This window comes from Microbacterium sp. 4R-513 (genome assembly GCF_011046485.1).
Classification (GTDB): Bacteria; Actinomycetota; Actinomycetes; order Actinomycetales; family Microbacteriaceae; genus Microbacterium.
In genome coordinates, this window is sequence record NZ_CP049256.1 from 1,511,808 (window position 1) to 1,525,066 (window position 13,259).

The window sequence follows — 13,259 nt, forward strand, 5'->3', positions numbered from 1 at the left end:
GGAGAACCTGACATGACCACGCCCTCCGAGAACCCCGCGGACCTCGACCGGCAGAACCCCGAGGCCGAGATCGCGGCGCGCGCCGAGGCCTACCGCAACTGGGGCCGGTGGGGCGATGACGACCGCCTCGGCACGCTCAACTTCATCGATGCGGCCAAGCGCGTGGACGCGGCATCCCTCGTCACCGACGGCATCGTCATCTCGCTCTCTCAGCCCTTCGACACCGACGGGCCGCAGTCCGGCTGGCGACGCCGCACGAACCCCGTGCACACCATGACCGACACCGGCACCGACGCCGAGCGCGGCAGTCAGGGATTCCCGCACGGCATCGGCGGCGCGGACGACGTCATCGCGATGCCGCTCCAGTGTTCGACGCAGTGGGACGGCCTCGGCCACATCTTCGATCATGGGAACGCGTGGAACGGCCGCCGGGCGGGCGACGTCGTCACGAGCGACGGCGACCTCGTCACCGGCATCGAGCACACCCGGACGGCGTTCGTCACGCGCGGCGTCCTCCTCGACGTCGCCGCGCACCTGAGCCCGGACACCGGCGAGCTGGAGGACGGGTACGCGATCTCCGCGGCCGACCTGGATGCCACGATCGCCGCGCAGGGGCCGTCCAGTCGGGTGGGCCGCGGCGACATCGTCGTCGTGCGGACCGGCCGGTACACCCGCACCCGCCGTGAGGGCTGGAACGGGTACGCGGGAGGCTCCGCCGCCGGATTGTCGCTCACCACGGCCGGGTGGCTCCACCGCACCGAGATCGCCGGCATCGCGACCGACACGTGGGGGTTCGAGGTGCGGCCGAACGAGTTCGACGTGCCGTCCTTCCAGCCGCTGCACCAGGTCGTCATCCCCAACATGGGACTGTCGATCGGCGAGATGTGGGACCTCGACGAGCTCGCCGAGACGTGCGCGCGCCTCGGCCGGTACGACTTCTTCCTCGCCGCGCCGACGCTTCCGATCACAGGAGCGGTCGGATCCCCCGTCAACCCCGTAGCCGTCCTCTAGGCACCCGAAATCAGATGAACCAGAACAGGGAGGTTCTGACATGACCGCAGTTCGCAAGGTCGCCATCGCCGGAAGCGGCGTCGCGGGACTCGCCGCCGCCATCCAGCTCGCCAAGGCCGGCGTCGAGGTCGATCTCTTCGAGGCCAAGTCCGAGGTGAGCGCCCTCGGATCGGGCATCTCGCTGCAGGGCAACGCGCTCCGGGTGTTCGACGCACTCGGCGCGTGGGACGACATCCGCGCGGCCGGCTACCCCTTCGAGGGACTCAACCTGCGCGCGCCCGGCCCCGGTGCGCCGATCGTCGCGCAGCTTCCGGACGTCAAGACCGGTGGTCCCGACTACCCGTCGGCGATGGGGATGCCTCGGCCCGAACTCGCCCGGATCCTCCTCGAGCACGCGCAGAAGGCGGGGGCGAACCTGCTCTTCGGCAAGAGGATCACGGGCCTCGAGCAGACCGACGACGGCGTCGTGGTCTTCGTCGACGACGCGTCCGCCGGCCGCTACGACCTCGTCATCGGCGCCGACGGACTCAACTCGACAGTGCGCGAGCTCATCGGCATCGAGCAGAAGCCCGAGCCGACCGGCATGGGCATCTGGCGCTCGTTCGTCTCGCGCCCCGCGGAGGTCGAGCGCAGCGAGCTCTACTACGGCGGCCCGGTCTACATCGCCGGATACACCCCGACCGGCGAGGACTCGATGTACGCGTTCCTGGTCGAGAAGGCGCAGGACCGCTTCGGCGTCAGCGACGAAGATGCGACCCGCATCATGCTCGAGGAGTCGCGCGCCTACGACGGGCCGTGGAACTCGATCCGTACCGATCTCGAGAACGGCGCCCACGCCAACTACACGTGGTTCACGAAGCACATCGTCGATGCGCCGTGGAACCGCGGCCGCGTCGTGATCATCGGCGACGCCGCGCACAGCTGCCCTCCGACGATCGCGCAGGGCGCGGCGCAGGGCCTCGAGGACGCCCTCGTCCTCACCGAGCTGCTGACGACGCGGGATGCCGTCGACCAGGCGCTGTGGGACGAGTTCCACGCCCGTCGGCTGCCGCGCGCGAAGGCCGTGGTCGAGGCATCCGTCCAGCTCGGGCAGTGGCAGATCGACGGAGACCGCGATGCGGACGCCGGCGGCCTGATCTTCGGCATCGCCCAGCAGATGGCGCAGCCCGCATGAGCGGGATCACGACGGGCGTCACAGACGTCCACGCCCACGTCCTGCTGCCGTCGCTGCACGCCGAGGTCGAGCGCCGAGCCCCCGAGGGGGTCGCCGAGGCGGCGGCCCTGGACCTCCGCCGCAACGGCGCGGAGAGCCAGGCGGTCTCGGGCCCGATGGTCGGCGCCCGCGTGCCCAAGCTCACTTCGGTCGCCGAGCGCCTCGCGGCGATGGACGCCCAGGGCGTCGAGCGGCAGTGGGTGAGCGCGTCGCCGAACCACTTCTATCCGTGGGCGCCCGAGGGTCTCGGGGTGTGGATCGCCTCGGAGGCCAACCGGCTCATCGCGGAGCACGTCGCGCAGGCCCCGGACCGCCTCACGGGCCTCGGGCTCGTGCCGCTGCAGCATCCGTCGCGGATCCTCGAGTGCCTCGACGACGCGGTCCTCGGCCGCGGACTCGCCGGCGTCGAGATCTCGTCGTTCGCGGGCGACGTCGAGCTCTCGGACGAGCGGCTCGAGCCCTTCTGGGCCCGTGCCGAAGAGCTCGGAGCAGTGGTGTTCCTCCACCCCTTCGGCTGCAGCCTCGACGAGCGGCTCGACCGGTTCTACCTCGCGAACACGGTCGGCCAGCCCGCGGAGAACGCCGTCGCTCTCTCGCACCTGATCTTCGCCGGCGTCCTCGACCGGCACCCGGGTCTCAAGATCGTCGCGGCGCACGGCGGCGGGTATCTGCCGTTCGCGATCGGGCGGTCCGATCGCGCGTGGCGGGTGCGGCCCGAGGCGCAGAAGTGCGAGCACCTGCCGTCGACCTATCTCCGCAAGCTGTGGTTCGACACGGTCGTGCACGACCCGGCCGCCCTCCGGCAGCTCGTGGACGTGGCGGGTGAGAGCCAGGTCGTCCTGGGCAGCGACTTCCCCTTCGACATGGGTCTCGACGACCCCGTCGCCTTCGTCGGCGAGGCCGGACTCCCGGCCGACGTGGCTCAGCGCATCCTCTCGGGCAACGCCGAGGCGCTCCTCGAGACGCGGGTGCGCGCATGAAGATCGCGCGCTGGGAGGCCGCGGCAGGCGTCGGCGAGGGGTTCGTCATCGACGAACGGGTCGTCCCGTTCCCCGACGGGCAGACCGTCGCCGACATCCTGGCCGGAGGACGGGATGCCGTTCACGCGGCCCTCGGGCGAGTGAAGGACGAGTTCGGCACCCCGCTCGCCGAGGTGCGGCTGCTCGCGCCGGTGGTCCCGGCATCCGTCCGCGACTTCGTGGCCTTCGAGGAGCACGTCGAGGGCGTGAGCGCGGGCGTCGAGGGAAAGAGCTTCGTCGCTCCGGAGTGGTACGAGGCGCCGACCTTCTACTTCACGAACCCGCACACCATTCTGGGTCCCGGCGACGCCGTGAGCCCGCCCGTCACGGAGCGCCTCGACTTCGAGCTCGAGATCGCCGTCGTGATCGGCAACGCCCCGGGGGTCGGCGAGTCGAACCTCACGGCGGGGGACGCGGCATCCCGAATCTTCGGGTACACGATCATGAACGACTGGTCGGCGCGCGACGTCCAGGCCCGCGAGATGAAGGTGCGCCTGGGCCCGGCGAAGGGCAAGGACTTCGGCACGACCCTCGGCCCGTGGATCGTCACGGCCGATGAGCTCGAGCAGTACCTCGACGCCGACGGCTTCCTCGCGATCCGCGCCGAGGTGCGCGTCAACGGCGAGCTCGTCGGCGAGGACCTCGTCTCGAACATGGGCTGGCCCTTCGGCGAGCTCGTCGCGTACGCGTCGCGCAACGCCCGGGTGGTGGCCGGCGACGTGCTCGGCAGCGGCACGGTCGGCAACGGCGGATGCCTCGGCGAGCTGTGGGGGCGGGGCTCCACCCTCCCCGCGCTGCGTGAGGGCGACGAGGTGCGCATGACGGTGGAAGGCATCGGCGAGCTCGTCGGCACCGTCGGGCCCGCCGTCGAGCCGCCGGCTCTTCCCCGCGCCAGGGAGCGCTCGCGCGCCCGCCATCGTTGATCCCGAATCCCGCCTTTGGTTGAAAAGGAACGAAAGATCGGATAGAATCGACAGTGACGTCGGGGCCCGCAAGGAGCCCGTTCCCTGGGGCGAAGCCGCAGCAGGGGCACATCCCGTCGCGTCGATCGCCCGGTCGTACGGGTCTTTGCGCGTATGAGCATGTCACCGTGGAGGCTCCGCCTCCTCATCGTCTCCCTCCTGACGGTGTCGCTGCTGGGTGCCCTCGATCACACGATCGTCTCGACGTCGCTCGCGACCGTCGCGGGCGAGCTGGGCGCCCTCGAGCACATGAGCTGGGTCGTCGTCGGCTACACGCTGGCCAGCACCGTCCTCCTCCCCGTGATCGGCAAGCTGGGCGACGCCATCGGCCCGCGCGGCGTCTTCCTCACGTCGCTCACGTTCTTCCTCGCGGCGTCGCTGTGGTGCGGCTTCGCGCAGGACATGCCCCAGCTCATCGCCGCCCGCGTAGTGCAGGGGATGAGCTCGGCGGGCATCCAGCTGATGTCGCAGACGATCGTCGCCGAGGTCACCACCCCGCGGGAACGGCCCAAGTACCTCGCGATCATCGGGGCGGCCTTCCCGATCGCGATCCTGATCGGCCCCGTCGTCGGCGGTCTCATCACGGACTACTGGGGCTGGCAGTGGGTCTTCTGGATCAACCTCCCGTTCGGGGTGGCGGCGCTCGTCCTCGCGACCGTCGCCGTGCCACACATCGCCGGCTTCGGCCGCCGTCGGTTCGACTGGGCCGGCTCGGTGAGCTTCACGATCGCGATGGTCGCCCTCGTGCTCGCGGTCACCTGGATCGGCGACGCGGCGCTGGCCGCGGCATCCGTCGTCTGCTTCGCCGTCGCGGCGATGGCGTTCGCCGCCTTCTTCCTCATCGAGCTGCGCGCGAAGGAGCCGCTCGTGCCCCTGCGTCTCTTCGCGAACCGCACCGTCGCGGCGGGCGTCGCGCTCTCGGCGATCATCGGCGTGGGGCTGTTCTCGATCACCGCGTACCTCCCGACGTACTTCCAGATGGCGTACCGCACGAGTGCGACCGTCTCGGGCCTCGTTCCCATCGCGACGGTGTTCGGGATGCTGGTGGCCAACCTCGCATCCGGCTGGCTCGTGAGCCGCACCGGCCACTATCGCGTGTACCCCATCGTGGGCACGGCACTGGGGGCCGCCGGCCTCTTCACGATGTCGCTGCTCCCTGCCGGGCTGCCCCTCTGGGTGCCGATGCTCGTCATGGCGGTCGTCGGCGTCGGCACCGGGGCGTTCATGAGCCTCGTCATCGCCGTCGTGCAGAGCGCCGCGCCCCGGCGCGACACCGGCTCGGTCACCGCGACGGTCAACCTCGTGCGCCAGGTCGGCTCGACCGTCGCGACCGCGATCATCGGCGGGGTCATCGGCTTCGGCGTCGCCGCGCGGCTGCCCGGGTCGATGGATGCCTCGACCCTCACGCCCCAGCTCGTGCACGCGGCATCCCCCGACGTCCAGGCACAGGTCGCCGCGATCTACTCCGGCGTCTTCGCGCCGGTCTTCGCGGCGCTCGCCATCGTCTACGCGGCCGGCATCGTCGCCGCGATCCTCCTTCCTGCGGGCCGGCTCTCGAACGAGTCGGAGCCCGCGACTGCACCCGAACCCGTCACCGCGTGACAAGAAGAGGTACTCCCATGTCGCACATCCCCACCGTCGCCATCGTCGGAAGCGGACCCATCGGGTCGGCCTACGCCCGCACGATCCTCGAGAACGACCCCGACGCGCGCGTCGTGATGTTCGAGGCCGGTCCGCAGCTCACCGCGATCCCGGGCGAGAGCGTCCGCAACATCGCCGACCCTGAGGAGAAGGCCCGCGCGCGTGAGATGTCGCAGGGTCCTCAGTCCGGCGCCTATCGCGAGACCCTCGGCATCCCGGCGGGGGCCGTGGTCGAGGGGATGTTCACCGCCCGCCAGGGCACGCACCTGCTCGACTTCGGGGGTGAGGGCTCGGCGCACGCGCCGACCTTCCCGGCCGTCGCGGCCGCGACCAACGTCGGAGGACAGGGCGCGCACTGGACGTGCGCGATCCCGCGCCCGGCCTTCAGCGAGAAGGTCGACTTCATCGACGACGAGGAGTGGGACGAACTCATCACGACCGCCGAGGGCCTGCTGCACGCGCAGAGCGCGGCGTTCGCGGACTCGCCGATCGGAGCGGCGATCCGCTCGATCCTCGACGACGAGTTCGGCGCCGAGCTGCCCCCGGGCTACGGCGTCGGCACCCTGCCGGTGGCCGGCGACCCGCAGCCCGACGGATCGATGGTGTGGGCCGGTGCGAACACGGTCCTCGGTCCGCTCATCGAGGAGGGCACCCCCGAGTCCGCCCGCTTCGAGCTGCGGGACCTCACGCTCGTGCGGCGGATCGAGCACGACGGCGGACGGGTCACGGGCGTCACGATCGAGGACCTGCGGACGAAGGAGGTCTCGTTCTTCCCGGCCGATGCCGTGGTCGTCGCCGCGGACGCCTTCCGGTCTCCGCAGCTGCTCTGGGCCTCCGGCATCCGTCCCCGCGCCCTGGGACGCTACCTCACGGAGCACCACGTCGTCATCACGACGGTCGCCCTCGACGAGGAGCGCATGGGGGCGCTGATCTCGCAGGAGGAGTTCGAGACGGAGCTCGCCCGCCGCGCGGTCAACGCCGCCGACCCGGTCGCCGCGGTGAACCGCATCCCGTTCTCGGAGCCCCAGCACCCCTTGTCGCTCCAGGTCATGTACGCCGAGAACCCGCCGTTCCAGCTCGACCCCTCGCACCCCGCTGCGGGCAACCGCTGGGGCTACGTGAACATGGGCTACGGCGTGCGCAAGCACCCGCGCGTCGAGGACGGCGTCACGTTCGACGACGACGAGCTCGACTACCGCGGCTTCCCGAACATGACGATCGAGTACGCGCTGACGGATGCCGAGCAGCCCGAGCTCGACGAGGCCCACGCGCGCGTGCGCCGTGCCGGCGCCGCGCTCGGCACGTTCGTCGCCGAGCCGAGGCTGCTGCCGAACGGCTCGAGCCTGCACTACATGGGCACGATGCGCATGGGCCCGGCCGACGACGGCACGTCGGTGGCCGACCCGTGGTCGCACGTGTGGGGCTTCGACAACCTCGTCGTCGGCGGCAACGCCCTCATCCCGACCGCGAACACGATGAACCCGACCCTCATGAGCGTCGCCATCGCGGTCCGCGGTGCTCGGCGCCTCGCAGAGGAGCTGTCCGCCGCACCGGCAGAGCAGGTCGTTCGATGACGGATGCCTCGCACCCCGGTCCCTGAGCTTGTCGAAGGGTCGAACCCGTCCCGAGGAGCGTCAGCCCCCGGCGATGCGGTCGGACATGAACTTCGCGCCGGCCGACGACGTGAACGCGCCGTCGACGGGGATCTCGGCGCCGGAGAGGTAGGACGCGGCATCCGATAACAGGAACGCCACGACCTGCGCGACCTCGTCCGCGGACCCCACCCGCTCGAGCGGCGTCAGGGCGAGCTGCGCCTCGCGCATCGCCTGGGGCGCACCGGCCGTCATGGGCGTCTCGATGAAGCCCGGATGAACGAGATTCACGCGGATGCCTCGGGGCCCGAGCTCGGTCGCCGCGGCGTGGGTCAGTCCGCGAAGCCCCCATTTCGAGGTCGTGTATGCGACCGGGTAGTGCCCGTTGAGCGCCGCCGAGGAGCCGATGTTGACGATCGACGACCCGCTCCCCATCAGCGGGGCGAGCGCCTGGATGCCGAGCAGGGGCCCCGTGAGGTTGACGGCGAGCACGCGGTCCCAATCCTCGCGGGCCACTGCGCCGAGCCGTGCGCGGTGGGTGATACCGGCGTTGTTGACGAGCCCGCGGAGCGGCTCATCACCGAGGTCGTCGGCGAGCGATCGCCCCAGGGACGCCCAGCCAGCCTCATCCGTGACGTCGAGCCGGCGGTAGTCGACGCCGTCGAGGTCGAGGGCCGGGGTATCCGTCACATCCGTCGCGATGACCTGAGCACCGGCGGCGGCCAGCACGAGGGCTGCGGCGGCGCCCTGCCCTCCGCCCGCCCCGGTCACGACGATCGTTCGGCCCTCGAGGCCCGGATGGCCGGCACTGCTCATGGCTCGACGCTAGCGGCGGACCGGGGCTCCCGGAATGCGCCATCGCTGATGCGCGGCATCGAAGAGACCGAGGGCGGCAGCCGCCTGGACGCGGGCATGATGTGAGCATGGACGGCTCCCCGCTCGCGCCCGCGCGGCTCTTCTCGTGCGAGGGCCAGGTTGCGATCGTGACCGGCGCGGCGACGGGCATCGGACGCGCGACCGCCGAGGCGCTCGCCGCCGCCGGCGCGAAGGTCGTGGTCGCGGGGCTTCCGTCTTCCGGCCCTGAGGCCGCCGCGAGCGAGCTGCGCGCGCAGGGCCTCGAGGCCGTCGGCTTCGCGGGCGACGTGACGGATGCCTCGTTCCTCGCCGCCCTCGTCGGCATGACCGTCGAACGGTTCGGCCGCATCGACACGGTCGTCGCGAACGCCGGGATCGCGCTCGACGAGCCCGGCGCCGAAGACTCGGCCGAGCGGCTCGACAGGATGTTCGACCTGCACGTGCGGTCCGTTGCGCGGCTCGCCGAGGTGACGCTCCCTCTCATCGCCGAGGGTGGCGGCGGGAGCTTCATCGTCATGTCGAGCATCGCCGGGCTCCGCGGCAACCGCGTGCTGGCGGGCTACGGGGTCACGAAGGCGGCCAACGCACAGCTCGCGCGCAACCTCGCGGTGCAGTGGGGCTCCCGCGGCATCCGGGCCAACGCCATCTCGCCGGGCGTCGTCGCAACGGACTTCGCCCGGCCGATCACCGACGACCCGGCCGCCGCTCCCGCGCGCCTGGCCAAGACGCCGCTCGGCCGCTTCGGCACGCCCGCCGAGGTCGCGGGTGCCGTGGTGTGGCTGGCCTCTCCAGCGGGAGCGTTCGTCTCGGGCCAGAACATCGTCATCGACGGCGGAACCCTGGTCTCGGACTGACGCGCATCGCCCAGCCGCGGCATCCGTCCCTTCCGACGCGGTCGAGAACGTACGAACTCGCCGAAAGCACACGTTCTTCGCGACGAGGACGTGTGCTCTCGGCGAGAGCGTACGCACGCGACACCCGCGGTGCGCTCAGCGCACCCCGCGCATGAGCTTGAGCACGGGCTTGACCGAGAGCCAGAGGGCGATGCCGAGCACGATCGCGATGCCGCCGAGGATCGTGAAGTACGGGACCTCGTCGTCGGGGTTGTAGAACTGCGCGAGCCAGCCGGCGATCGACGTGCCGAGCGCGACCGACAGGAAGTACAGGGCGACCATCTGCGTGTGGAATCGCTCGGGCGCGAGCTTCGTCGTCACCGAGAGGCCTGGGGGCGAGATGAACATCTCGGCGATCGTGAAGACGAAGAGGATGAGCACGATCGCGAGGAGCGGGGTCGAGTTCGGCGCGCCGTTGGCCCACGGCAGGAACAGCAGGAAAGCCAGGCCCATGATGATCGCACCGAGCGAGAACTTCACCGGCGCCGAGGGCTGGCGTGTGCCGAGCCGCGTCCAGACCGCGGCGAAGACGCCCGAGAGGATGATGACGAAGATCGGGTTGATCGAGTTCACCCACGAGACCGGCATCTCCCAGCCGAAGATGCTGCGGTTGAGGCGCTGATCCGAGTAGATCGTCAGCACCGTGAACTGCTGCTGATACAGCGACCAGAACCCCACGTTGACGATGAAGAGCGGGATGAACCCGAGCACCCTCGACCGTTCGTCCGACGAGTTCGCCTTCGACGAGGTGATGACGAAGAAGTACGCGACGGCGGCGAGAAGCGTGACGATGATGACGACGCCCGCCAGGTTGTCGGCCCGGATGACCCCGAGCAGCACCAGGGCGACGATCACGGCGAGGCCCGCGAGTGCGATGCCGATGACTGCGCCGTAGCGCTTGCGCGGGAGCGGATTGGCGACGAAGCTCGCGGATGCCGGCAGCTCCTTGCGCCCGAACGAGTACTGGATGAGGCCGATCGCCATGCCGACGGCGGCAGCGCCGAAGCCCCAGTGGAACCCGTAGTTCGTCTGCAGGAACCCTGTCACCAGCGGGCCCAGGAACGCGCCGAGGTTGATGCCGAGGTAGAAGATCGAGAAGCCGGCATCCCGGCGCGTGTCACCCGCGCGGTAGAGCGTTCCGACGACGGCCGTCGCGTTGGCCTTCAGACCGCCCGAGCCGATCGCGACGAGGATGAGCCCGACGCCCAGTCCCCACACGCTCGGCAGGAGCGCGAGCCCGATGTGGCCCGCCATGATGACGACGGCGCTCCAGAACAGCACGCGCTCCGACCCGAAGAGCCGGTCCGCGAGCCACGCCCCGAGGATCGTGCAGAGATAGACCGTGCCGCCGTAGGCGCCGACGATGCCCGTCGCGGTCGCCTGGTCGATGCCGAGGCCGCCCTGCGCGACCGAGTAGTACATGTAGAGCAGCAGGATCCCCTGCATGCCGTAGAAGCTGAACCGCTCCCACATCTCCACGCCGAAGATGTGCCACAGCGGCCACGGCTGCCCGAAGAATCGCGTGTCGTCGTTCCGCGGACCGGTCGTGCCGGCGGCATCCATTCCGCTGCGCTCCGCCGCGATCACACCCGTCGCATCGACGGCCGCCGCGCCCGCCGCTGTCGCACCGTCCGGTGCCCCCACCGGCACCTGCTCCGGTTCGTCGCCCGCCCTGCCGCCTTGCCCCCGCGCCTGGTCGTTCATGCGGTCAGGGTAGCGGCGCAGCCCGCCGCCCGACAGGGGACTCACTCGCGAAGCGACGGATGCCTCTCCTCGGCCGCGTGCCGACGCGGGATGAAGAGCGCCACGACGAGGGCGATGACGGCGGCGATGCCGCCGAGCACGAACGACAGCGTGAACGCCGTCGGGGTGGGTGCCGGCATCCCGTCCACGTCCACGACGAATGTCGCGAGGACCGCGCCGATGACGGCGGCGGCCGTGCTCGTGCCGAGCGAGCGGAACAGGGCGTTGAGCCCGTTCGAGGCGCCCGTCTCGGACTGCGGCACCGAACGCATGATGAGCATCGGCATGGCGGCGTAGCCGAAGCCGATCCCCGCGCCGATGAGGAAGTTCGCGACGACGAGCTGCCACACCTCCGCCGAGAACAGGAGCGTGAAGCCGTAGGCGACGATGAGCGAGATGGCGCCGAGCACGAGGAGGAGTTTCGGCCCGACGGTGCGCGCGAGGCGACCGGAGAACGGTGAGAGCACCATCATGACGATGCCGGCGGGCATCACGACAAAGCTCGCGGCGAGCAGCGACAGCCCGAAGCCGCCCGCGACGGCCGGGAGCTCCAGCATCTGCGGGTACGCGACGTTCGACGCGAAGAGCGAGAACCCCATCGCGACGGACGCGAGATTGGTCAGCAGCACCGGCCGCCGCGCCGCGACCCGCAGGTCGAGGAGCGGCGCGTCGATGCGCAGTTCGAACCAGCCCCACGCGAGCAGCACGATGAGCCCGCCGAGGCCGAGCACGAGGGTGGGGGTCGAGGTCCAGCCCCACTCGTCGCCGCGCGAGATCGCGAGGAGCAGTCCCAGCAGTCCGACCGTGAGCCCCGCCGCGCCGACGAAGTCGAAGCGTCCGGCCGTCCGCAGCACGCTCACGGGCACGATCCACAGGACCAGCCAGAAGACGATGACCCCGAGCCCCGCGGCGACCCAGAAGAGCACGTGCCAATCGGCCCGCTCGGTGATGAACGCGCTGATCGGCAGCCCGAGCGCGCCGCCCACGCCGAGGGTCGCGCTGATGAGCGCGATGGCCGAGTCGACCCGGTTCTCGTGCAGCACGTCGCGCAGGATCGAGATGCCGAGCGGGACGACGCCGACGATCGCGCCCTGCAGGGTGCGGCCGACGATGATGCCGACGATCCCCGGCGACAGCGCGGCGATGACCGACCCGATCACCATGATCACGAGGAGCACGAGCACGATGCGCCGCTTGCCGTACATGTCGCCGAGGCGGCCCGAGATGGGCGTCAGCACGGCGGCCGCGAGCAGCGTCGAGGTGACGACCCACGCCGTGTCTTCGCGACTCGCGTCGAGCAGCTCGGGGAGCTTCGACTGGATGGGCACGACGAGCGTGAACATGAACGACGAGGCGAGGCCCGCGATCGCGAGCACGGCGACGATCGCGCCCTGGCTTGGCATCCGGGTGAGTCGCCTTCTCGCTTCCTCATCCTTCGACGCCACGCCTCAAGGCTATCGGCGCCGCGCGGGGCGGGCGCCGGGGGGACCGGGCGGCTTAGGACGTCGGCGCGGGTTCGACCCCTCGACGAGTTCGGGGACGGGGGCGGCGTAGGTTAACCGCATGACCGACCCCTCCGCCGAGCCCGTCACGCCGCCCGGCATCGAGATCCGGCCCCTCACGACGGTCGAGGAGGTGTTCGCGGCATCCGAGGTCCTCGCCGAGGTGTGGGGTGGAGACCGCGGCGGGATGCCGCCGAACCTCCTGCGCGCGCTCGCGCACTCGGGCAACTACGCCGTCGGCCTCTACGACGGGGAGCGGGTGGTCGGGGCATCCGTCGCCTTCTTCGCGGCGCCCGCGGAGCGCTCGATGCACTCCCACATCACCGGCGTGCTGCCGCAGTACCAGTCGCAGGGCCTCGGACGTGTGCTCAAGCAGCACCAGCGCGCCTGGGCGTTCGCACGGGAGGTGGGTCACATCACGTGGACGTTCGACCCGCTCGTCGCGCGCAACGCGCACTTCAACCTGCGGGTGCTCGGCACGCGGGTGACCGAGTATCTCGTCAACCAGTACGGACCCATGGACGACGGCGTGAACCGCGGCGACGAGACGGACCGGCTGCTCGTGACGTGGGCGCTCGCCGCGCCGCCGGTCGCCACCCCCGCCGACGACGAGGTGGTCGCGACGGTCGCGATCCCGCACGACATCGAGACGCTGCGCCGCGAAGAGCCGACGGATGCCGCGGCCTGGCGTCTGCGCGTGCGCGAGGGGTTCCTCGGGCACCTCGCCGAGGGCCTCGTCGTCGAGGGCTTCGACGACGAGCGCGGGTATCTGTTCGTCCGGCCCTGAGGCGGGAACGTCGGAGAAATGCGCGTACCTCGGAGGATTCC

Annotated in this window: 11 protein-coding genes; 8 read left to right on the plus strand and 3 right to left on the minus strand. The window is 70.9% G+C overall.

Going from position 1 to position 13,259, the window contains the following annotated elements; translation table 11 throughout:
- Nucleotides 1-12: 12 nt before the first annotated feature.
- The 6 genes from G5T42_RS06615 (at nucleotide 13) to G5T42_RS06640 (ending at nucleotide 7,420) form a co-directional block, all read left to right on the plus strand.
- Nucleotides 13-1,011: a cyclase family protein gene (locus G5T42_RS06615; RefSeq protein WP_165127007.1), complete on the plus strand. Its 999-nt coding sequence runs from the start codon at nucleotides 13-15 to the stop codon at nucleotides 1,009-1,011.
- 40 nt (nucleotides 1,012-1,051) lie between these two features.
- Nucleotides 1,052-2,185: an FAD-dependent monooxygenase gene (locus tag G5T42_RS06620; RefSeq protein ID WP_165127009.1), complete on the plus strand. Its 1,134-nt coding sequence runs from the start codon at nucleotides 1,052-1,054 to the stop codon at nucleotides 2,183-2,185.
- Nucleotides 2,182-3,204, plus strand: a complete 1,023-nt coding sequence (locus G5T42_RS06625) for an amidohydrolase family protein (RefSeq protein WP_165127011.1) — start codon at nucleotides 2,182-2,184, stop codon at nucleotides 3,202-3,204. Before G5T42_RS06620 ends, G5T42_RS06625 begins: the two co-directional genes overlap by 4 nt.
- On the plus strand, nucleotides 3,201-4,166 hold the full coding sequence (locus G5T42_RS06630; RefSeq protein WP_165127013.1) for a fumarylacetoacetate hydrolase family protein: 966 nt from the start codon (nucleotides 3,201-3,203) through the stop codon (nucleotides 4,164-4,166). The genes G5T42_RS06625 and G5T42_RS06630 overlap by 4 nt, the downstream gene beginning before the upstream one ends.
- Nucleotides 4,167-4,325: 159 nt before the next feature.
- Complete coding sequence (locus G5T42_RS06635) at nucleotides 4,326-5,807, plus strand: MDR family MFS transporter (protein ID WP_241245989.1); 1,482 nt, start codon at nucleotides 4,326-4,328, stop codon at nucleotides 5,805-5,807.
- A gap of 17 nt (nucleotides 5,808-5,824) precedes the next feature.
- Nucleotides 5,825-7,420 (plus strand): GMC oxidoreductase, encoded by a 1,596-nt coding sequence (locus tag G5T42_RS06640; protein WP_165127017.1) that lies wholly within the window; start codon nucleotides 5,825-5,827, stop codon nucleotides 7,418-7,420.
- Nucleotides 7,421-7,480: 60 nt separating this feature from the next.
- Here the strand turns inward: G5T42_RS06640 and G5T42_RS06645 are convergent, their stop codons facing one another.
- The gene (locus tag G5T42_RS06645; RefSeq protein WP_165127019.1) at nucleotides 7,481-8,254 is read right to left on the minus strand and encodes an SDR family oxidoreductase; all 774 of its coding nucleotides are present in this window, start codon (nucleotides 8,252-8,254) and stop codon (nucleotides 7,481-7,483) included.
- Nucleotides 8,255-8,361: 107 nt separating this feature from the next.
- Between G5T42_RS06645 and G5T42_RS06650 the strand changes: the two genes are divergently transcribed.
- On the plus strand, nucleotides 8,362-9,147 hold the full coding sequence (locus G5T42_RS06650; RefSeq protein WP_165127021.1) for a glucose 1-dehydrogenase: 786 nt from the start codon (nucleotides 8,362-8,364) through the stop codon (nucleotides 9,145-9,147).
- Nucleotides 9,148-9,282: 135 nt separating this feature from the next.
- Here G5T42_RS06650 and G5T42_RS06655 read toward each other — a convergent pair whose 3' ends face one another.
- A complete protein-coding gene (locus G5T42_RS06655) occupies nucleotides 9,283-10,749 on the minus strand; it encodes a peptide MFS transporter (protein WP_165130122.1) in 1,467 nt (488 codons plus the stop codon).
- Between the two features lie 182 nt (nucleotides 10,750-10,931).
- Nucleotides 10,932-12,332 (minus strand): MFS transporter, encoded by a 1,401-nt coding sequence (locus G5T42_RS06660; protein ID WP_165127023.1) that lies wholly within the window; start codon nucleotides 12,330-12,332, stop codon nucleotides 10,932-10,934.
- 160 nt (nucleotides 12,333-12,492) lie between these two features.
- Here G5T42_RS06660 and G5T42_RS06665 point away from each other — a divergent pair, with 160 nt between their 5' ends.
- Nucleotides 12,493-13,218 carry a GNAT family N-acetyltransferase gene (locus G5T42_RS06665; protein WP_165127025.1) on the plus strand — a complete coding sequence of 242 codons (726 nt, stop codon included), beginning with the start codon at nucleotides 12,493-12,495 and terminating at the stop codon, nucleotides 13,216-13,218.
- The last annotated feature ends 41 nt before the right edge of the window (nucleotides 13,219-13,259 follow it).